14 protein-coding genes, 1 other RNA gene and 2 pseudogenes are annotated in these 21420 nt (G+C 38.2%); 12 read left to right on the top strand and 5 right to left on the bottom strand.

Annotation, left to right across the window (positions count from 1 at the left end):
- Nucleotides 1-15: 15 nt before the first annotated feature.
- Together EEI45_RS06720 and EEI45_RS06715 are read right to left on the bottom strand one after the other, a co-directional pair.
- Nucleotides 16-3072 (bottom strand): transglycosylase domain-containing protein, encoded by a 3057-nt coding sequence (locus EEI45_RS06720; RefSeq protein ID WP_125164630.1) that lies wholly within the window; start codon nucleotides 3070-3072, stop codon nucleotides 16-18.
- Nucleotides 3069-3523, bottom strand: a pseudogene (locus tag EEI45_RS06715) (Holliday junction resolvase RecU). Before EEI45_RS06715 ends, EEI45_RS06720 begins: the two are co-directional and overlap by 4 nt.
- Before the next feature lie 252 nt (nucleotides 3524-3775).
- Here EEI45_RS06715 and EEI45_RS06710 point away from each other — a divergent pair.
- The 12 genes and pseudogenes from EEI45_RS06710 (at nucleotide 3776) to EEI45_RS09505 (ending at nucleotide 19913) form a co-directional block, all read left to right on the top strand.
- Nucleotides 3776-4090, top strand: a complete 315-nt coding sequence (locus EEI45_RS06710) for a DivIVA domain-containing protein (protein ID WP_013852834.1) — start codon at nucleotides 3776-3778, stop codon at nucleotides 4088-4090.
- A 15-nt stretch (nucleotides 4091-4105) separates the two neighbouring features.
- Nucleotides 4106-4428: RNase P RNA component class B (rnpB, locus tag EEI45_RS06705), an RNA gene on the top strand.
- 129 nt (nucleotides 4429-4557) lie between these two features.
- Nucleotides 4558-5499 (top strand): helix-turn-helix domain-containing protein, encoded by a 942-nt coding sequence (locus EEI45_RS06700; RefSeq protein WP_228410290.1) that lies wholly within the window; start codon nucleotides 4558-4560, stop codon nucleotides 5497-5499.
- Complete coding sequence (gene pgsA / locus EEI45_RS06695) at nucleotides 5499-6092, top strand: CDP-diacylglycerol--glycerol-3-phosphate 3-phosphatidyltransferase (RefSeq protein ID WP_125164628.1); 594 nt, start codon at nucleotides 5499-5501, stop codon at nucleotides 6090-6092. Before EEI45_RS06700 ends, pgsA begins: the two co-directional genes overlap by 1 nt.
- A 31-nt stretch (nucleotides 6093-6123) precedes the next feature.
- Nucleotides 6124-7149 carry a recombinase RecA gene (recA, locus tag EEI45_RS06690; protein ID WP_181950054.1) on the top strand — a complete coding sequence of 342 codons (1026 nt, stop codon included), beginning with the start codon at nucleotides 6124-6126 and terminating at the stop codon, nucleotides 7147-7149.
- A 115-nt stretch (nucleotides 7150-7264) separates the two neighbouring features.
- Nucleotides 7265-8821: a ribonuclease Y gene (gene rny / locus EEI45_RS06685; RefSeq protein ID WP_125164626.1), complete on the top strand. Its 1557-nt coding sequence runs from the start codon at nucleotides 7265-7267 to the stop codon at nucleotides 8819-8821.
- Complete coding sequence (locus EEI45_RS06680; RefSeq protein WP_125164625.1) at nucleotides 8821-9585, top strand: TIGR00282 family metallophosphoesterase; 765 nt, start codon at nucleotides 8821-8823, stop codon at nucleotides 9583-9585. The genes rny and EEI45_RS06680 overlap by 1 nt, the downstream gene beginning before the upstream one ends.
- Before the next feature lie 143 nt (nucleotides 9586-9728).
- Nucleotides 9729-10298 (top strand): ribonuclease J, encoded by a 570-nt coding sequence (locus EEI45_RS09520; protein WP_228410289.1) that lies wholly within the window; start codon nucleotides 9729-9731, stop codon nucleotides 10296-10298.
- Nucleotides 10246-11385 carry a ribonuclease J gene (locus EEI45_RS06675; RefSeq protein ID WP_228410288.1) on the top strand — a complete coding sequence of 380 codons (1140 nt, stop codon included), beginning with the start codon at nucleotides 10246-10248 and terminating at the stop codon, nucleotides 11383-11385. The genes EEI45_RS09520 and EEI45_RS06675 overlap by 53 nt, the downstream gene beginning before the upstream one ends.
- 14 nt (nucleotides 11386-11399) lie before the next feature.
- Nucleotides 11400-13754 (top strand): annotated as a pseudogene (locus EEI45_RS10160) (DNA translocase FtsK).
- Nucleotides 13755-13935: 181 nt separating this feature from the next.
- Nucleotides 13936-18324: a Cna B-type domain-containing protein gene (locus EEI45_RS06665; RefSeq protein ID WP_228410285.1), complete on the top strand. Its 4389-nt coding sequence runs from the start codon at nucleotides 13936-13938 to the stop codon at nucleotides 18322-18324.
- Between the two features lie 35 nt (nucleotides 18325-18359).
- Nucleotides 18360-19913, top strand: a complete 1554-nt coding sequence (locus tag EEI45_RS09505) for a Cna B-type domain-containing protein (RefSeq protein ID WP_228410284.1) — start codon at nucleotides 18360-18362, stop codon at nucleotides 19911-19913.
- Between the two features lie 56 nt (nucleotides 19914-19969).
- On the opposite strand, the gene EEI45_RS06660 is transcribed toward EEI45_RS09505, so the two are convergent.
- The 3 genes from EEI45_RS06660 to EEI45_RS06655 all read right to left on the bottom strand — a co-directional run bounded on the left by EEI45_RS06660 (nucleotide 19970) and on the right by EEI45_RS06655 (nucleotide 21200).
- Entirely contained in the window at nucleotides 19970-20479 is a 510-nt protein-coding gene (locus EEI45_RS06660) for a DDE-type integrase/transposase/recombinase (protein WP_228410283.1), read from the bottom strand.
- A gap of 80 nt (nucleotides 20480-20559) precedes the next feature.
- Nucleotides 20560-20778, bottom strand: a complete 219-nt coding sequence (locus EEI45_RS09500) for a hypothetical protein (protein WP_228410282.1) — start codon at nucleotides 20776-20778, stop codon at nucleotides 20560-20562.
- Nucleotides 20779-20825: 47 nt separating this feature from the next.
- Nucleotides 20826-21200 carry a helix-turn-helix domain-containing protein gene (locus EEI45_RS06655; RefSeq protein WP_181950053.1) on the bottom strand — a complete coding sequence of 125 codons (375 nt, stop codon included), beginning with the start codon at nucleotides 21198-21200 and terminating at the stop codon, nucleotides 20826-20828.
- Between the last annotated feature and the right edge of the window lie 220 nt (nucleotides 21201-21420).

The following is a 21420-nucleotide window of genomic DNA, read 5'->3' as shown; positions in this document are numbered from 1 at the left end:
GAAGGCCGAAGCCTTCTATTTAAAGTTTACAACAACTTGAGATCCCTCATGATCACTTAATCTGAATGAACTCATCGCCGTACCATCTACGGTAAAGGAATCAATTATTCCAGATGATTTACCTTGTGTGTCAACTGTGAGATATCCTGCATCAGCTGCACGCTTGAGATTAGAACGAAGATAGTCGCCCGAAGCAGTGATTTCTAAATCGGTGACATTAACACTGATAACAGTTCCAGAATAATCACCCGGTTTTACATTTTTACCAAGGATATTTGGATCCGAGGCAACAACTGATTTATACTTGTTTCCTTCGAGAACATAATTTGCTTGAATGAGGTCTCGATTAAAGCCTGCTGCCACCATTTGTTCTACAAAGTCATTAAATGCAGTTCCTGCAGAGCGAACTAAAACACTAATTTCCTTGGCATCAACGGCTGTGCAGACTACATTACTCTTCTTACCGGTACTCTTATCGAAGGTGTAGTAAGAACATGCCTCAATTTTACCTTTTAAATTCTCAATCGTTACTGAGATTTCTTGATTTGGTCCTTCGGTCATCGATTCAGCGATGGGTTTACCATCAACACGAATTTCAGATTTATAGCGCACGGCACCAAAGAGCCATGATGGATCATACAGACGTTTTCCATCAACCGTACCACCACTTGGATAATTCATGGTTATGGTAGATGGTGCAACGGTTAATTGCGACGCATCGGGATAGGTTGCCATCTTAATATCAAAATTAAATTTATTTCCTTTTTGATTCATCATAACTTTATGATCACTGAGTGCTGCTAAGTCTTTTGGACTCGCTTCGGCAAGTTTTAAGAAATCACGTTTGATATAACCTGTAGCAAGGAGGCTTTGGTCCATACCTTCTACTGGCGCTTGATATGGGAATGTTCCCAAGATATGTTGAATATCGGCAACTGAACCCGGGCGGGCAACATCATCACCAGCACCATAGGATTCTTCAATGAGTGTTAGGAGGTAACTGTTGAGTTTACCTGTAAGATTTTGTGATGCTTCATCAACACCGTACTCATCGATGAAGTAAGGATTCTTCTTATCTTTTGAGTCAAAACCGGTCCATGTCGCAATACTGTATTCCGATGTTGCGGTAATCATGAGACGGTCTTTAATTGAATTTCGTGGAACACCTGTAGCATCAGCTGTTTCATCATCATATTTATTCGTTCCAGTTTTACCAAATACAGGGTAGTTACGACGTACTGGCGAGATAACCGGGTTATATGAACTTTCAACTGCATATTTCATAATTCGAGTTGTAAGCCATGCCGATGCATCCGAAATAACAGGTGTTGCAGTGTGCGAAGGAACATAAGGTTCCCGATCACTATCCAAGAACTCGATTCGAGTGACTGTATGAGGCTTAATATAATTTCCATCATTAAACATAACAGCATTGGCACCCGCCAATTCAACTGGACTTACAGTGAAGGTTCCATCACCAATCGCGAAACCAGGACGGAAATTATCCTCGGATACAGAACTGAATCCAAGTTTATTTAAATATTCAACCATCTTTTCATTACCAATGGTATCAATTGTACCTTGTGTTGCTTCAAGGGCAGGAATGTTTCGTGAATCGGCAACGGCCATCATCAATGGAACTTGTCCTAAATAGCGTCCATCATAGTTTCCAATTAGAATATCCGTACCACGATAATTCATCGGTGCGTCTAAGAACACATGTGATGTCGCAAGACCTTGATATTCAAATGCAGGTGCATAAGCAATATGAGGCTTCATAACAGATGCAGGTGAAGAGTTTCTCGCAATGGCGCGGTTATGAAGGAATGCACCATTATAATCGAAACCACCTACAATCCCAGCAATTTCACCGGTATGGTTATTAAGAATAACCGAACCAACTTGAATAGGTCGGTATTCATTTTTTTCTTCATCAACCAATGAAGGGTTTAAATCTGTAATTTTACGATTTTGGAAATCATCAATCCCTTTTTGCACGGTAGGATCCATACTTGTATAAATATTCATGGAAACTTTTCCTGGATCAAGACCCGTAAGTTCTTGGGCTTCTTGATAGGCGACATCGATAAATGCTTGATACTCAAACATTTCGCCTTCGGAAGCAGATGATTCAACAAGTAAATCCTCGACGCGTACTGCTTTCGCAAGTTGGTACTCTTCATCAGTAATATATCCGTGATAATTCATTAAGTAGAGTACTTCTTTTGTACGTTCGTCGGCTGCTTCAATGCTGTAGTAAGGGTTATTCACACTCGGTGCATTAATAACACCAGCCAAGAATGCAGCTTCAGTTAAGTTAATTTCGGAAAGACGCTTACCAAAATATGCTTGGGCCGAAGCATCGGCACCCATTGTACGTGGAACACCATAATTAATCATATTAATATAGAGTTCAAAAATCATTTTTTTGCTAAGAACTTGTTCGCGTTCAAGTTTAGTAGAAAGATAAATTTCTTGCAGTTTACGGTTTACACCCGTTGCTGCATCTTCATTTTCCATAAAATACTGGTTTTTAATTAATTGCATTGTGAGTGTCGACCCACCTTGACCAAAACTAATCGAACCATGTCTTAACGAATCAAGAAGATTGGAAAGTGCTGCTTTGGTAAAGCGTGGAACATCCCAACCGCCATGGACAAAGAAACGAGAATCTTCAACCGCAACAAATGCATCAATTAACGATTGAGGCACTTGATCAAATGTTGTAGGATCGGATTTCTTTGCAGCGGTATTATAAATAGGCTCACCATTCTTATCAAAAATGTTTGATGCGGATTGTGTTAAAAAGTCATCTTTTTTTAATACAGGTGCATTTTTCATGTTTTTTACGGTAAGTGCACCGACGCCTGTAACGCCAATAATTCCGATTGATACACAAACAATTAAAATCCATGCGACAATGCGTTGTCGTTTCAGTTTTTTCTGTTCAGGAGTTAAGGGTTTTTTATCTTTTTTTGTTTTTGTTTTCTTTTGAGAACCATCCGTATTATTTGATGATCCACGCTTAATATGTGGAATCTCAGGTTCGTTTTTACTTTTTCTATTTGTCATAGACACTCCTTTATATAGACTCTATTAATAATGTCAAGATAATGACAAGGTATTTGATATGTACTTTCAAGTTGATAACCGACAGATCGAATCCACGAAAGGGGTAACGACCGAACATGTTTCTCACTGATATAAGGTACAAAGTCTTTTGCAAAGATCAAATACGTCTCATCAATCGTCCAAAAACGAATGATAAGAAATGCTATGGCACCATGCCGTGAAACCGCAGCAAGATGATCGAGCTGATGTTTATGAAGCGCAGCAAGTGGGAACAAGGTTTTGTTCTTGGTTTCTTTTGCTTCAAAATCAAGAGCGTATCCCTTATATACACCTTGATAATCGGTCGTGGATGCCTGTCTAAAATAAGCTTCAGTGATTTTTGCTTTGTTACGTGAAGGGTAGTCAACATTGACGATTTGAATCGGCGTAGGTTTTTATGAACTACCGCCATGTCCTTCATAAGATAGTGGTCATTGGTCTTGTTGATATCTTCTTCAAGACTCATACCACGTCTACTTGTAACGCCAGTACCACTGGGTTTGTTGTAAGTTTTTTTTCCAGTTGGATATTGAATCATCTAATCACCAACAATATTATACTATAATTCCCATCAAATATCATATACTAAAAATCTTGGGGGAAAGCGGAGGTTTCCTATTGAACTTCAAACGGTTATTTGTAATAATAGATGAGAGGTGAATTTATGGCACAAAAATTAACGACGCAAGCAATCCTGGATAAAGAGTTCCATGTGGACTTTAAAGGATATAATGCAGTTGAAGTTGATCAATTCCTTGATCAAGTAATGCACGACTATGAATTCTTTGAAGGCATTATCAAAGAACAAAAAGAGTTGTTAGATCGATATGAAACCACATTAGGTCAACAAAAACGCATGCTTTTAGAATATGAAGGAAGAGATCGTGTGTCTAAGGATATGCCAACTCAATTCAGTCATGTAGACATTCTAAAACGTGTTTCACGGCTTGAGGAAGCGGTCTTTAATAATAAAAAATAAATCTTACTAACACGAAAGATAATCGCTGCAGTAAAATGTAGAGGAAAGTCCATGCTCGCACCACCTGAGATGGTGGTAGTGTTTGTGCTCAGTGAATCAATAAGCTGAGGTATAGAGGCATCTATAACGGCAGACCAAAATCCTAAGGGAAACTATGGATGGCGGCTATAAAAGTGCCACAGTGACGAAGTTTCTAGGGAAACCTAGGAAGTGGAACGAGGTAAACCCCATAAGCGAGAAACCCAAAATTGGTAGGGGAACTCACACTACTGAAATGAAGGTAACGTGAGACGTTTTTAAAACGTAGATAAATGATTATCGCAACAGAACATGGCTTAATGAGTGTTAATGCATTTAGGAGTAGAAATACGCCTTTTTTTAATTTCACAAATGCATACGTATTACATTGTAATAAAGTGTAATGATTGTTATAATTATTTTATATGTGTAAGGAAGGTGAGCATAACTTGGAAAAAATTGGCTTAATACTACAAGAACGCCGTAAAGAACAAGGTTACTCATTAGAAGAAATGAGTGTTAAAACGAAATTATCAACCGTACAGTTGAGTGCAATTGAAGAAGGAAATATTCAATTTTTCAAAGACGATTTATCGTATTTGAGCTACTTTGTACGTTATTATGCGAATGCTTTAGATATTGATTATAATGAATTGCGAAGTGAGTTGGATGATACGATTAATGCGTATACAGATTCCATTACGGTTTCACAAATCAAAAAGCAAGATGAAATTACAAGCAATGTCCAAAAAAAATCGAAGCAAGCTAAAGTTAAGAGCAAACCCGCATCGAAAGGCCGTAAGAAAATGGATTTACAAACAATTGCGATGCTCTTGTTTGCGATTGCGATTCTCGCACTATTATTCTTTGGTGGTTATAAATTATTAAGTGGAAGTCTCAATGTCAAAGATCCTATTGAAGATCCAGGAAGTACCATCGTAGTTCCGAAAGAAGATCCAAAAGAAGATCCAAAAGAAGATCCAAAAGAAGATGAGAAAAAACCAGAAACCGAAAAGCCAAAAGAACCTGAAAAAACAAAACTTGAAGTCGTTCAAAAATCGATTGAAGGATCAAGTGTTGTTTATGAAGTGAAAAACTGGGTTAAGGATGAAAAAGCAACGTTTGATTTTGAATTCCATAATGCTTCTTGGACCTCATTTACCGAAGATGGTCAACAGCTTGCAAATCCAGCTGCTAAGATTTTTAATGCTAATGAGAAAGCAAGTGTTATTCTCAATGTTGCGGATGGGAAGTCACTGGAAGTAACATTTGGTTACATGAATGGTAATGAGATTAAACTGAATGGTGAAAAAGTTGAAATGGATGCATCAATTGCAACATTACCCGACTATGCAACAATTACCTTCAAGTTTGTTGGAGGAGCTAACTAATGAATATCGCAAATAAACTAACCGTCTTTCGAATTATTCTAATACCAATTATTGTATTGGTGGAATTATTTCCTTACAGTCATTTTGGGATTACGGTTCCCTACATAAATATTGATACCGTGATGTTGTCGTATAAAAATATTGCAGTGCTTGTACTGTTTGCGGTCGCATCCTTTACGGATTTCCTTGATGGTTATCTTGCACGCAGTCGTAATATGATTACTGTATTTGGGAAGTTTTTAGATCCAATTGCAGACAAACTTCTTGTAAATACATTATTTATTATTTTCGCCTACCAAGGCATTGTTCCTGTTGTAGCAGTCTTAATTATGATTTGGCGCGATACCATTGTGGATGCAGTGCGAATGTTACTTGCTCAAAAAGGAATGGTTATGGCTGCTGGGTATTTAGGTAAGGTAAAGACTGTTGCGCAAATGATTGCAATTATTTTAGTCTTACTCAATAATCTGCCATTTGAGTTATATCATATTCCAGTTTCATCGATTGCAGTATGGTTTGCAACCTTGATGTCAGTATTAAGTGGGGCTTCGTATGTAATTCAAAGCCGTTCATTCTTTACAGAAAGTATGTAGTCTTTGTTTAGTTTAATATATGGAGGATCGTATGGAAGACGCAAAAAAAGATAAAGTTCTTGATGATGCAATAAAACAAATCGAAAAACAATTTGGTAAGGGTTCAATTATGCGCTTGGGTGATCGAGCTGCGGTTGATATTGACGCTATTAGTTCAGGATCGCTCAGTTTGGATGCTGCACTTGGAATTGGCGGATACCCTAAAGGTCGTATTATTGAAATTTATGGCCCTGAATCAAGCGGTAAAACAACGCTTGCATTACATGCGATTGCGGAAGTGCAAAAAGCGGGTGGTAAAGCTGCATTTATCGATGCTGAAAATGCGATTGATCCTATTTATGCTCAAAATTTAGGTGTTAACATTGACGATTTAATTCTTTCACAACCGGATAGTGGTGAACAAGGATTGGAAATTGTGGATGTCTTAGTTCGTAGCGGTGCTGTTGATTTAATTGTCGTTGATAGTGTTGCGGCACTGGTACCACAAGCGGAACTCGATGGTGAAATGGGTGATGCTCAAGTCGGTTTACAAGCACGAATGATGTCTAAAGCAATGCGTAAGCTATCCGGTGGCATGAACCGAGGGGAATGTACCGCAATTTTCATTAATCAGCTTCGTGAAAAAGTGGGAATTATGTTTGGTAATCCTGAAACAACACCAGGTGGCCGTGCGTTGAAGTTCTACTCTTCAGTTCGACTCGATATTCGTCGCAGTGAACAAATTAAACAAGGGACGGATATTGTTGGGAATAAAGCCAATATTAAAGTCGTAAAAAATAAAGTAGCCCCACCTTTTAGAACCACACAAGTTGAAATCATTTATGGTAAAGGTATTAGTTATATTGGTGAAGTCATTGATCTCTGTGTTCAATATGACTTTATCAATAAGAGTGGATCTTGGTATTCTTACAAAGATGAAAAAATCGGACAGGGTCGTGAAGCGGTTCGAAGTTTCTTAGAAGATAATCCTAAGATAACAGAAGAGATTGCTGCACAGATTCGCGAGATTATTTTACCGAAACGTGAAGTTTTAGAGAAAAAAGAGGAAAAAGAATGATAATATATATCATTCTTTTTTTTTTTGTCCTTGTGGAATTCACATTAATAAAGTATTATATAGGTATAAGGAAACTAATTTTTAAATATTTTTTTAATAAAGAAAGAGGAATAGAATGGACAATCAACTATTATATTCCGTCTTAACTGGTATTATTGTTTTTATTTTGACAATTTTTGCGATGATTGTCGTGAATAAATTAGGTTTAAACCGTTCAAAGGAACGTGCAAATTCATTAATTAAAGATGCTGAAGAAAAAGCAGAATCAATAAAAAGAGAAGCACATTTAGAAGCGAAAACTCATGCTTATGAGATCAAACTAAATGCTGAAAAGGAACTTAAGGGGCAGCGTAAGGAACTCCAAGAATATGAAAATAAATTGGATCGCCGTGAAGAAAATCTAAATTTTCGCGATGCAAACTTAGTGACTAAAGATAAAGAAATGTTGAATAAGCAACGTGACTTAGAGGCTAGAACTGCCAAACTAGATAAGATGGAGCAGGCGTTAATCGAACGCACAGAGGTTCAATTAAGAGAATTAGAACGAGTTGCTCATATGCCTGCATCAGAAGCAAAAACAGAACTATTCGAAGTTGTTGAAAAACAAATGGAGCAAGAAGTTCTTACTTACATTCGTGAACAAGAAGAAATGGCTCATCAACGGGCTGAAGACATCGCAAGAAACATAATTTCTCTTGCTATTTCGCGATATGCACAAGAAGAAACAACGCAACGGACCTCTTCGGTCATTACCTTGCCAAGTGAGGAAATGAAGGGCCGTATTATTGGTCGTGAAGGACGTAATATCCGTGCATTTGAAAATGCAACGGGTGTCGATCTATTAATCGATGACACACCTGAAATTATTACATTATCATGTTTTGATCCAATTCGTCGTGAAGTTGCACGAATGGCATTGGATACGCTTATGACTGATGGTCGAATTCAACCAGGTCGTATTGAAGAAGTTGTTGATAAAGCACGTAAAGAACTTTATCAAGTTATTAATAAAACGGGTCAGGATACCTTGTTTGATTTAGGTATTAGTAAGATGGATAAAGAAATTGTAACCATTCTGGGACGTCTGAAATATCGTTATAGCTATGGTCAAAATGCCTTGGCTCATAGTATTGAGGTTGCGAATTTAGCGGGGATGATGGCCGCTGAACTTGGCTTAAATCAAAAACTTGCGAAGCGTGCAGGTCTGCTCCATGATATTGGTAAGGGTCTTGATTTTGAAATCGAGGGTAGCCATGTGGATTTAGGGGTACGTTTAGCGAAGAAACATAATGAACATCCAATTGTGATTAATGCAATTGCATCACATCATGGTGATACTGAAGCAACCAGTGCGATTGCCGTACTTGTCGCAGCGGCGGATACATTAAGTGCAGCACGACCAGGCGCACGCTTTGAGTCATTTGAAAATTATATTCAACGTCTTGAAGAACTTGAAGCGATTGCATCAACTCGTGAAGGAGTTCAACGTGCATTCGCAATTCAAGCAGGTCGTGAATTACGTGTTGTGGTTGTACCAGATGAAATCGATGATCTTCAAACGGTAAAACTAGCACGCGATATTCGTCAACAAATAGAAGAAGAACTCACATATCCTGGTCAAATTAAAGTGACTGTGATTCGTGAATTACGCGCAATGGAGTTAGCTAAGTAATGAAGATATTATTTATAGGTGATATCGTAGGAGCAAGTGGTCGACAAATTGTTGTTGACCACTTACCTATGTTAAAAGAGCAATACGAAATAGACTTTACGATTGCAAACGGTGAAAACAGTGCACATGGTAAAGGCATTACAAAGAAAATATACAATCAATTAACCGAAGCAGGTGTGGAGTGCATTACAATGGGAAACCATACATTTGCCAAACGCGAAATTATCGATGATTATGACGCATGTCCGAATCTATTGATACCTGCGAATATTGAACCCATTGATTTTGGAAACTATTATAAAGTTTTTGATGTTCAGGGAAAACAAATTTGTGTGGTAAACCTCTATGGTGAAGCATTTATGAATCGTGTGGGTGATCGGCCTTATCCTTATATGGACTGGCTTTTAGAAAATACGGAGTATGATTACTACTTTGTAGATTTCCATGGAGAATCGACCAGCGAAAAGATGTTATTTGCACATATTTATTCTGAAGAAATTGATGCGATGGTTGGAACCCATACACATGTTCAAACTGCAGATGAACGTATTATTGGCCAGGTAGCCTATATTACGGATGTCGGAATGTGTGGCGCTTGTGATAGTGTTATTGGACGTGACATTGATGAGTTGTATGATCGCGTAATATTAAATGAAAAAACACACTTCAAAGTGGCCAAAGGTGATGCATTCTTAAATGCTGTAGTGATTGATGTTGATGATAAGACGATGAAGTCGAAGTCAATTCAAAGAATTGCAATTTAAAGTAAGTAAAACCAAGCCTTGCTTGGTTTTTTTATTGAAGTTTCTGTGCAAACATTAGTGCTTCGTTTTTAAGTGAAGGAAATCTAGTGTATAATATAGGAAATGGTTTACATCATAATAGAAATTAATTAAAAGGAGATTTTATGGATAAAATTCGTTTTCTCGCATTAGGAGGTCTTGATGAAGATGGCAAGAATATGTCGGTCATTGAGATTAATGACGAGATTTATGTCGTGGATGCAGGTTTAAAATATCCACAAACTGATCAATGGGGTGTCGAAATTGTCATTCCCGATTTATCATATTTAAAGAAAAATAAAAAGCGTGTTAAAGCAATTTTTATCACACACGGTCATGATGACGTAATGGGTGCACTCCCATATCTTGTTAAGGAAGTGAATGCACCGGTATATGCAACGCCGCTTATTGCGCTTATGATTGAAGATTTGTTTAAAGAAAATAAAGTAAAGAATGCACACATTCACAAAATTAAACGCAACAGCCGTTTTAAAATTGGTGAGCGTCGTTTTGTAGCTTTTGGGTTGACACATTCAATTCCAGATACATTTGGAATTGCAATTGATACGGATCAAGGATATGTCGTCCATTCGAGTGAATTTATTATTGATTTTGATGTGCGTAATCAAGGATTTATGTGTGATGTCGCAAATATCTCTGAATTGGGTAAAAGGCGTATTCTTATTAACTGCTGAATCGGTAGCTTCAAAACGCCAAGGATTTACTTCGCCTAATCACCGTATTTCAAAACGTATTGAACGTGTTTTTGAAGAAACAAACGACCGCATTCTTGTGACGTTGTATGAACAAAATATTTACCGACTCATTGAAGTGATTGAAACGGCTCAAAAATTCAATCGTAAAGTGTTTTTCTATGGTGAGAAGCAACGTCGTTTGATGAAGCATCTTGAACGTCTAAATTACTATCATATGCCTAAAGGTCTCGAAATTAAACCTGAGAAGTTTAATAATGAAATCAAAGATGTCGTGGTAATTGTGTCTGATATTGGCCCTAGCGTTTTTAATAAAATGGGACGCATTGCGATGGGTGAAGATCAACTTGTTGAAGTGAATGAAAACGATAACGTGATTGTCGCTTCTCCAGTTGTTCCAGGTACGGAAGCCGTCGCGGGAGCTATGATTAATGAATTGTATAAAGATGGCGTTAAAGTAATGTACTTAAACTATAAAGATGTTATGCCGATGCATGCATCTGTTGAAGATTTGAAAATGATGATTGCGCTTCTTAAACCGAAGTATTATGTTCCAGTTAAAGGTGAATATCAAAATCTTGTCGCAAACGCAGGTGTTGCGGTTGATATGGGTATTAGCGCTGGTAATATTGTAATCTTGGATAACGGTCAAGTCGCAGAGTTTGATGAAGGTCGTTTAAAAACGACATCTGAAATCTTAAAACTTGAAGATATGTTAATCGATGGCAAAGACCATTTAGATACATCGGGATTGGTGCTTCGTGATCGTCAAACACTCGCTACAGATGGATCCATTATTGTTGGTATGGTTATCAATAACAAAACGAAGGAAATTCTGGGCGGACCGGATGTGCAATCTCGTGGTGTTATCTACCTAAAAGACGCAGATAACATTATGAAAGAAGTGGGTGTCATTCTTGAACAAACCATTCTTAAACTTGTTGAGAAGCACAAATATGATAACGTTACAGCGCGTAATGAAGCACGTGATATTATTTCTAAATACATTTATAAACAAACAGGGAAACGTCCGATGATTTTACCTGTTATTATTGAAATTCATATCTGATAAGGGGTGATTGCGTGAGTTCTAAGGGAAAGAAAACAAAAAAAGAACAGCTTAAACAACAAGAGCTCATTAAATTTGTCGTTGAACTCTCTGTAATTGCACTTGCAATTATTGCGATGTTTGAATTGGGTGTTTTTGGCCGCTTTTTAAATCAATGTATGCGTATTTTAGTGGGACAGTATCCGATGCCTTACCACATCTTAATCATTGGGATTACAGGATACAAAATGATTGGAACGGATACGAAACATAAAACATGGCGTTTTTGGACCGCCGTGGGTCTGCTTTTTACTGCAATGATTCTTTCCGTTAATTTCTTTCTACAACCCCAAGCGTCCGGTTTGTCCGTAATCTCGGAGTATTTTAATCGTATTCCGAAGATTTTTATGAATTCAAATGAGAATGCTTATGGTGGTGTTGTGGGCGCAGTTTTATTTGGACTGTTGTCATATCTTGTGGATCGTGCAGGTGTCTTGCTTTTTGTAATTGTGCTAATTCTAAGTGGTCTTGCGCTCTTATTTACACCAAGAGAAATGTTGCGAAGTGCACAAAAGAGTACTGATGCAACCAAGTCTGCTTTAGAAAAACGTCGTGAACAAAAAGAAGCGAAGCGCCGTGTGAAGGCAATGCAGGAAAAACAAGCGGAACTGGATGAAAAATTAAATGAGTACGCAAGCGAAGCAGAACCAACAAAAGCCGGTTTTATTTCGTTTGATGCTCCCAATGTGGTGAAAGAATCAGTCACAAAATCACCGTTTATGACAATGGATGATGTCAATGTGCCTGATTCTTCCGATGCGACGCCGACAACGGATTTAGAAGAAAATCCATTTGGATTTAAAAATGCAGGATTAGATCCGGTTTCCTTATCGGATAAAACCAGTACCCAACAAGCACTGGAACAAGGAGAAGATTTTAGAACGAGTTCTTTTGAAAATTACAAAGTTCCTTCCATTCACTTGTTGGAGGCGGGACGTGGATCAAATACATCAAAGCGAATGTAGCCAGTGCTAAAGAAAAGGGAACGGTTAATTGCGGTTTTAAAACAGTTTGGAATTGATGCAGCGCTTATGGATATCCATATTGGTCCTGCCGTAACGAAATTTGAGTTAAAACCTGACAGCAATGTGAAGATCAGTCGGATTGCATCGATTCAAGATAACTTGATGATGGAATTGGCAGTAAAGACTTTGCGTATTGAAGCGCCGATTCCAGGTAAAAGTGCGGTTGGGATTGAAATTCCAAATGTTGAGATGGTCCCAGTTAAAATGAAAGATGTTGTGATGGGGTCATCACAATTTATGTCAGAAGATAATGTAAATGTTGCACTGGGTAAGGATTTAACAGGAAAACCCATTACGGTAGCTTTGAATAAGATGCCTCACCTACTTGTTGCGGGTGCAACAGGGAGCGGTAAGTCGGTATGTATGAATACCATCATTACATCCATTCTGCTCACCAAGTCTCCTGAAGATTTAAAACTTCTCTTAATTGATCCTAAAAAAGTAGAATTTACACCTTATACTGAAATACCTCATTTAATTGGTCCGGTTATTGATGATCCGCATAAGGCATCAGCAGCTTTGAAAGTTGTTGTTGAGGAGATGGAACAACGTTATGATTTATTTTCAAAAGCTGGGGTGCGAAATATTGGATCTTATAATGAGAAAGTGAAAGCCTTCCCTGCGGAAAATCTGTCAAAATTACCGTGGATTGTCGTTATTATTGACGAGTTGGCAGATTTAATGTCTGTTGCCGGTAAAGAGGTTGAGACAAGTATTCAAAGAATTACTCAACTTGCGCGTGCTGCGGGGATACATCTTATTGTCGCGACGCAGCGACCATCCGTGGATGTTGTAACAGGAATCATTAAGGCAAATATTCCTTCGAGAATTGCTTTTGCGGTGTCAAGTGCAATTGATTCGCGTACCATCTTGGATGAGACCGGTGCCGAAAAATTGCTTGGATATGGCGATATGTTGTATGTACCAATGGGTGAACCGCATGCAATTCGTGTTCAGGGATGTTATGTCAGTGATGACGAAGTTAAGAAAATTGCGGATAAAGCAAGTGCCCAAGCAAAACCACGATTTGATGATTCCTTTATTAAATTAGATGGTGTTGATGGAAACCAAGGGGTCTTGGGTGTGGAAGAAGATCCACTTTACCAAGAAGCTCAAGAATATGTTGTTCGTCAGAAAAAAGCATCAACATCTCTATTACAACGTCGTTTTAGAATTGGATATAATCGCGCAGCCAATATGATCGATGCCTTAGAACAAAATGGTGTCATTGGTCCAACTCAGGGTAGTAAACCCCGCGATGTTTATTTAAAATTAGATGATCTGGAACAAGAGAGCGCTTTATAGCGCTTTTTTTATTTGTCTCCATTACCTTATATTTGTCATTTATCGTTAAATATATGGGAGTTGTGTTAATTTTATGTATATTACGAGAACAAATTGTGCGAATGTATTGAAATTTTCTTAAAAATAGTGTACATTTATACCGTTAGTCTAAATTTTTATATTTGGATTCATGGGAGGGTATATGAAAAGAAAGCTATTTGCACTTTTGATGGCTGTGGTCATGTTTGTATCAACTGGAGTTCAGTTGGATGCAGATATAGCACGTGTCGCAAATCAAAACAGTCTTATAAATGATTTTAATTTCTCAAATACTAATTTAAACCATGGGTATGAAACCAGCGTTACAGTTCAATTTGCGGAATCCGGAAATCGCAAGTTGAATTCTGGTGATGTTATGGAACTCCGATTACCAATGGAGCAGAAAGTAGATTCGAATGGATCTCCTTATTCCGTGGGACTCAAAGGAATCTCACAAACGATTAAGCTTACCATGCCAGGGGTTGAAAAACCACTCGGTCATGTCTATGTGACAGAAAGTAATGTTCATGTTGTGTTTACAGATGAAGTGGATCAATTCAACAATATTGCAGGTTCTTTCACATTTAGAGTTGAAGGATTTAATGATAATACGCAAAACATCAAAGAAACACTGTATACCAATCTTGGAACGAATGTTTCTCAAAAGTCGGTACAAATTGAAGGTCAATTTCAAGGAAGTGGTTCTTATGAGATGTTTGCGAAACTGGGCGGAATGTCCCGTGAAGAGGAAGAGGTCGTGCGATGGGTTCTTCTATTAAACGATGAACGCGAACCCTTTATGTCTGAGATGACGGTACGCGATACAATTGGAACGGGTCATGAATACATGCCAGGATCCTTAGTATTTATGGTTACCGATCATACCGGAAATCGCTTTACGGTTAGTGAACAGACGTTTCGAGATCAGTATGGTGGCGTATGGATTAATGGTCAGTCTTTAATTGTGGCAACCCATCCAGGCAAATTACACTATACTTCAATTGAAGTCATGTATAACACCAAAATCACAGATTTGAAACAGGCTGAGATGGAAAATAAAGCTGTGGCGAGTTTTTATGATCATGAAGGCTATCCCCAAACCATTGAAAAAGATGTATCTGTTGAAAATCATTATGCATCCGGTTCGATTGTTGGAAATAAACCAAAACCGGGTGTTTTAAGGATTGTAAAAGTTATTGATGGAACGGAAACACCTGTATCGGGTGTTACTTTTACTGTGAAAAATGATCGTGGTGTCCTCGTTGAACGTGTAACAACCGATGAAACGGGAGTGGTTAATCTTTCGCTGAAAGATGGCCGTTATACGATTGAAGAAGTCGAGGCACCTTCTTGGCTTGTCTTGGATCCCAAACCCGTAACCGTGGATGTTGATCAACATGCGGAAGTCGGGACGCTTGCAGTTTTTAAAAATGAAATTAAAAAAACAGAAGTTAAAGTCTCTAAAACATGGATTGGTGGTCCTTCACCCCATCCGATTGTTGCATTTAACCTTATGCAAACGCTAAACGGGGTTACTTCTGAGGCAGGTCGTATTTTAACCTTAGAGGGTGGAAAATCTTCGGTTGTTTTTGAAAATCTTCCAGTTGCTGATGAAACTGGAACCCCCATTGTTTATTCTGTCGAAGAAGCGGGGTTCGCAACCGATGAATATAAGGTTTCAATCACACCAATTAATGAAAATAATGAAATTTTTGTTACAAATACCTTTATTAAAGATACAGAGTTGACAGATTTTAAAGTTTTTAAAACATGGAATGGAGGGCCTTCTACGAAGCCTTCAGTTTCCGTTCAACTTTATGCCAATGGAGATCTTGTTGAGGGAAGTATTATGGAAATTCCTAGCGGAGAAAACTCCGTAACGTTTCAAAATTTACCTGCTTATAAAGGAGGCGTTGCGATTGAGTATAGTATTCGAGAAGTTGAAGTTCCTAAAAATTATAAAGAAACAGTGATTAAACCCAATCATATTGAAAATGAGTACCTATTAAAAGATGTAACCATGACTAAAAAATGGGTGGGAGGCAGTCCGATACATCCAGACACTGAATATGTTTTAGTTGCGGATGGTGTTGATACTGAACACACCGTAACGCTCTCACAAGAAACGAGTTATACCTTTAAAGACATGCCGAAATACAATGACAAGGGTCAAGAAATTGTTTACCGTGTTCGTGAAGTCGTGGTTCCAGAAGGGTATGACGCAACGTATAGTGAAGATGGTTTAACCATAACCAATACCTATCGTATGGAGTACATGGATGTTACTGCAAACAAAGTTTGGGTGGATTCCTTAAACTCAGGGGAACATCCAACAGTTAGGTTTCAATTGTACCAAACCATTGATGGTGTAACATCAGCGGTTAATGGTGTATATAAAGACTTAAGTGAAGGTTCTGTAACGTTTAAACAGCTTCCTAAAACGACGCAAGACGGTAAAGAAATTCGTTATACTGTTCGTGAGGCAAATATTCCAAAACATTATGAAGTTCACTACAGTACGGATGGCTTAACTGTCACCAATACCTTTAAACCGGGTATGATTTCTGTAAATGTAGAGAAGGTTTGGAATCATGGACCTGTTACGCGTCCAGATATTGAAATTCAATTGTACGCAAATGGTGCTCCTGTCACAAATGGGAAACGTACTTTAAGAAATGGTCAAACACACGTGGTTTATCGAAATCTACCAAAACAAGACCATGCGGGAGAGATTGTTTATACGGTTAAAGAAATTACCCAGTTAGACAATTATTCAACCCGCTATGAAGGAGCAGGGACAGATTTAAAAATCATTAACGATTATCAAATTCCGACAAAACCCATTATTGCGCGAAAAGTGTGGGAGGGTGGACCAAGTCCAAAACCAACCATTGCTTTAACACTCTCAAAACGTATTGAGGGATCCAATGACATATTACCAGTTCCCCTTGCACCGATTGAACTTAAAGATGGTGAAACGGAGGCTCATTTTGGTGTGCTTCCAATTAAAACCTTGGATGGAAAAACCATTACGTATTTCGCGAATGAGGTGGATGTCCCAGAAGGTTATCTAGGGTTAAATTCATACTCCGACCCACTAACGGTAATCAACCGTTTTGATGTGAAGACAGCACCGGTTTACGGTAAGAAACTATGGCGTGGCGGACCAGATCTTAAACCTGATATTGAAATTAAACTTCAAGAACGGTATGAAGGTGAGACAGAGTATCGTGATAGCGATGTTGCTTCTAAGCTTTTAAAAAGCGGTTATGATACTGTGCGTTTTGACTCCATGCCAACGTTTGCGTTTGATGGACGTCGTATTGAATATCGACTTCATGAAGTAAAGGTACCAACTGGATACACTCAAATAGAAAGTTCCAATCCGCTGGAATTGATAAATGTATATAATCAAGGAAGCATGTCCGTTACGGCTGAAAAGAAATGGATTGGTGGACGCAAAGAAACCGTTACCCTTCGTCTTTATCAAGAAATTGATGGTGTTGAAACGCCTGTACCTAATGGGGAACGCGTTTTAAAGGAATCCGAAGCACAGGTCGTAACGTTTACGGATTTACCTGAAAGAACCTTGGATGGGAAAACCATTACGTACTTTGTTCGTGAGTTAGGCGTTCCGGAAAATTATTCTGTTTCATACAGCTCTGATCGTTTGACAGTTATCAATACCTTCCAAGAAGGGGTAACGCATTTAAATGTGAAGAAAATATGGCAAGGTGGTCCAGGACCTTCAATTCCCCTCGAACTTGAATTAACGCGTAATGGAGCGGCTACAGGGATTATGCAAACTATGGTTCCTGGAGATAATGACGTTGTCTTTGCGAACTTACCGAAATATAGTGAAGAGAATGTTCCGTATTTCTACAGTGTTCGTGAGGTAAATGAAATCGAACACTATAGCCTTGAAAACATTTCGCATGATGGAGATACCAACGTTACCTTGACTAATGTCTACGATTATGGAGTACGGGATGTGGTTGCGAAAAAGGTATGGACCAACGGCATGAGTCCACGTCCTGAGATACAGTTTGAACTTCGCCGTGCGTCTTCACCAACTGATAAAGTCGGTACATCAACAGGTAGGGTTCAAACCTTACGTGATGGTGAAACAACCACTGTCTTTAAAGATTTAGAGGTTCGCGATGATGAGGGGAATACCTACATCTATTTTGTAAAGGAATTGACGTCAGTTCCGAATACGATTACACAATACAGCCCTGATGGGTTAACCGTCTATAATCACTATGTGTCACCGAAAACATCCATTCGTATTCTAAAAACATGGGTTGATGGACCAACGGTGAGACCTGATACCTCTTTCCAATTAACACGACGTCTAAAAGGGACCGAAAATGTCTTTGAAGATGTTTTAGGATTTGAAGCTCAATTACATTCAGGTCAAACACACCTTGATTTTGTGGATGTGCCCTTAAATGATCATCAAGGAATCCGTATGAATACTCGGTTCGTGAAGTTTATGTTCCAGAAAATTATACAGAAACCGTATCACCAATTCGTGATGCAAATATTATAGAGGTTACCAACACCTATCAGTCTCCACTTAAATCCGTGACCGCCTTTAAAAAGTGGTCTGGCGGAGAAAAAGCGCGGGATCGTGTTGTATTCGAACTCTATCGACGAGTTGAAGATAACGATTTTGAAGCGGTATCGAATCAAAAAGAAACGCTTTTACCATCAATGGCTTCCGTAACATTTACAGATCTTCCTGTGAATGATCAACAAGGCCGTCTTTATGAGTATCGTGTCAAAGAAATCGAGGGACCTGAGCATTTTGAAGCCTCTTACAGCGATGATGGATTAACGGTAACCAATACGTATAATCCTGGGGTCACGGAAGTGTCCTTTACTAAAGTATGGGTTGATGGACCCGATACGCATCCGACAATTGTGGTTGATTTATACGCAAATAACGTTAAAACAGAACACGCAATAACACTTCAAGCGGGTGAAAAGGCCGGTATATTTAAAAACCTTCCAAAACGTGATGAAGCAGGTATTGATATTACGTATACCGTACAAGAACGGGATGTTCCTGAAAATTATGATGTATCGTATCAAGGAACGACCATTACCAATACCTTTAATCAAGGTGTTCGTGATGTGATTGCTACTAAACTATGGGATGGTGGTCCAATGACACATTCTGAGGTTACCTTTGAACTTTTTGCGGATCAAAAAGCAACCGGTATAACGCAAGTTCTATCACCAGGTGCTAAGACGGTGACCTTTACGAATGTTCCAGTCTATACATCGAAGGGTACAAAAATTGCATATCGTGTTGAAGAGATCAGTGGTCCGGAACATTATATTGCACGTTATAGTTCTGATGGTCTAACGGTAACCAATACGTATGATCCAGGCTTACGTGATGTCATTGCTACTAAAAAATGGGTCGGTGGAGCATCAAGTAATCGACCAACGGTGATTTTTGACTTGTATGCAGATGGTTCTAAGACAGATCAATCTGTAAGCCTCTCAGATGGCATGACACAAGCTCATTTCACAAATCGTCCGATCCGTAATCAAGATGGCTCAATCATTCAATATACAGTGAAAGAGCGTACAAAGCATGAAGCTTATGATGTTCATTACAGTGAAGATGGTTTAACCGTAACCAATACCTTCAACCCAGGTTCACAAACCATTACCGCTCATAAAGTGTGGGTAGGTGGACCTGATGAAAAGCCTGATGTTGTATTTGAACTTTATGCCAACAATAAACCCCTTGGTGTGAAAAAAATCTTGGGATCGGGTGTGAAGTCGGTTAGTTTCAGAGGTCAGCCTGTTTTTGATGACTTTGGAAAACGCATTAAATATCATATTGTGGAACATGATGTTCCTGATTATAAAATTACATACAGTGCGGATGGCTTAACCGCTATTAACACTTATACAAAAATCGATAATGGTGTAGGTTCGCTCAACAATCGACCAACAAAACCATCTGTGCCACCACTCCATGGTATTAATGTATTGGGAATGAGTAAAAATCGTTTGAGTGCTCTTCCAAATACAGGGGTTGGTGGATCGCAAATGCAGTATACTGCTGCATTGGGTCTTATTGCGATGGGATTAATTCTAAGACGCAAAAAACGAAAATAGCCTAAAAAACCTACATAAACTGGAGTTGTCAAACAAAAGTAGACATTAATAAAAGACTAGAAACCCTTATCCATTTTATATTGGATAGGGGTTTTGTAATTTAAACAGTAAGCAGGTCTTTCAAAATTGAAATAATGTACATATTCTTCGATAAAATTTTCAAAGTTATCTACGGACCAGTATTGATAATCACACGCCATTTCTGCTTTAATCCATCCATTTAATGATTCGATAATTGGATTATCTGTAGGTGTTCCAGCTCGCGACATAGATCTAATTATGTTATAATTTTCATGCGCTTTAGCGAAAGCTTTAGAGTGGTAGACAGCTCCTTGATCTGTGTGAAGAATCGTGGGAGCTGTTTTTTTATTATCCTTAAGTAGCGCAAGGAGATCCTCGAGACACTTGTAGTAAGGCTTAGGATCACCAGTTGTACGCGATAATGCAGAACTGATAATTTCATTGTTAAAGGTATCAACCATTAAAGTCCATTCATAATTAATCCCTTTGTTTCGAATATGTGTCATATCTGAAACAATAATTTCTAAAGGTTTGGTTGCCTCCATTGATTCTTTATAATATTAGGATAAATTCGACTTTGTGTTCCAGGTTTTATAGGAATAGTGTTTAACTTTTGATTTAATATTTAAAACTTGCAACACTTGTGGATTAAATTATCGGAAAATTCAATCCCTAAATCACTTTGCTTTCTCATGACTGCAGCGATATCATGATAACCATAACTTGGAAAACGGCGATGCCAGTCTTTAATCACAAAGCTAAGAATCGCTCTTTTTTGTTCATAAATATTGAGATCATTCTTATGCTTTAACCACTTGTAATAACCAGATCGGTTCAAATTCATAAATCTAAGAATGAACGTAATCGGATGTTTAAAAGATAAGTCATGTGCTATTTGGAATTCTTGTCTTTTAAAGTAACGAACTCCTTGTTTACACCAACTCCTTTCACCTGGTACCCTTTTTTTAATCGTGCAATCTCAATATCTCGTTTTAGAATTTCGAGTTGAAGTCGTTCGATCTCAGTTAATGATTTACTCGTATGAAGCGCAGAAAAATGATTTCCTGTCTTTTTCTTGTTTTTTAAACCCTCTTTACCATCACGCATGAATCGATCAATCCAACCATTAATCGTTCCTTTCGGTATTCCTGTTTCTTGTGATAGTTTCGCAGCACTTATATGTTCATCAATATGACGTGTAACGACTTTAATACGATCCTCATAAGTCCATTTATTATTTAATCCACCTTTGGGTCTTCCCATCATTAATACCTCCGTTTTATCTCTGATTTTATTATTACACAAAAAAGTAGACAAGTCTTTTTTACTTGTCTACTTTTAGTTTACTACTCCAATAAACGTAGGTTTTTTTATTGTGCAAAATCTTGTGTATTTAATGCCATAAATAAGTGAACAATTGCTTAAGTTTGTTCATTAGATACATTTTGTAAGGAATCGTGATAACTTTGTGATGAAAAGGTGCAAA

Origin of the sequence: Erysipelothrix piscisicarius, from assembly GCF_003931795.1 — a bacterium.
Taxonomy (GTDB): domain Bacteria; phylum Bacillota_I; class Bacilli_A; order Erysipelotrichales; family Erysipelotrichaceae; genus Erysipelothrix; species Erysipelothrix piscisicarius.
Note: the sequence above shows the minus strand (reverse complement) of the source record. Positions and strands in the feature narration are given on the sequence as shown.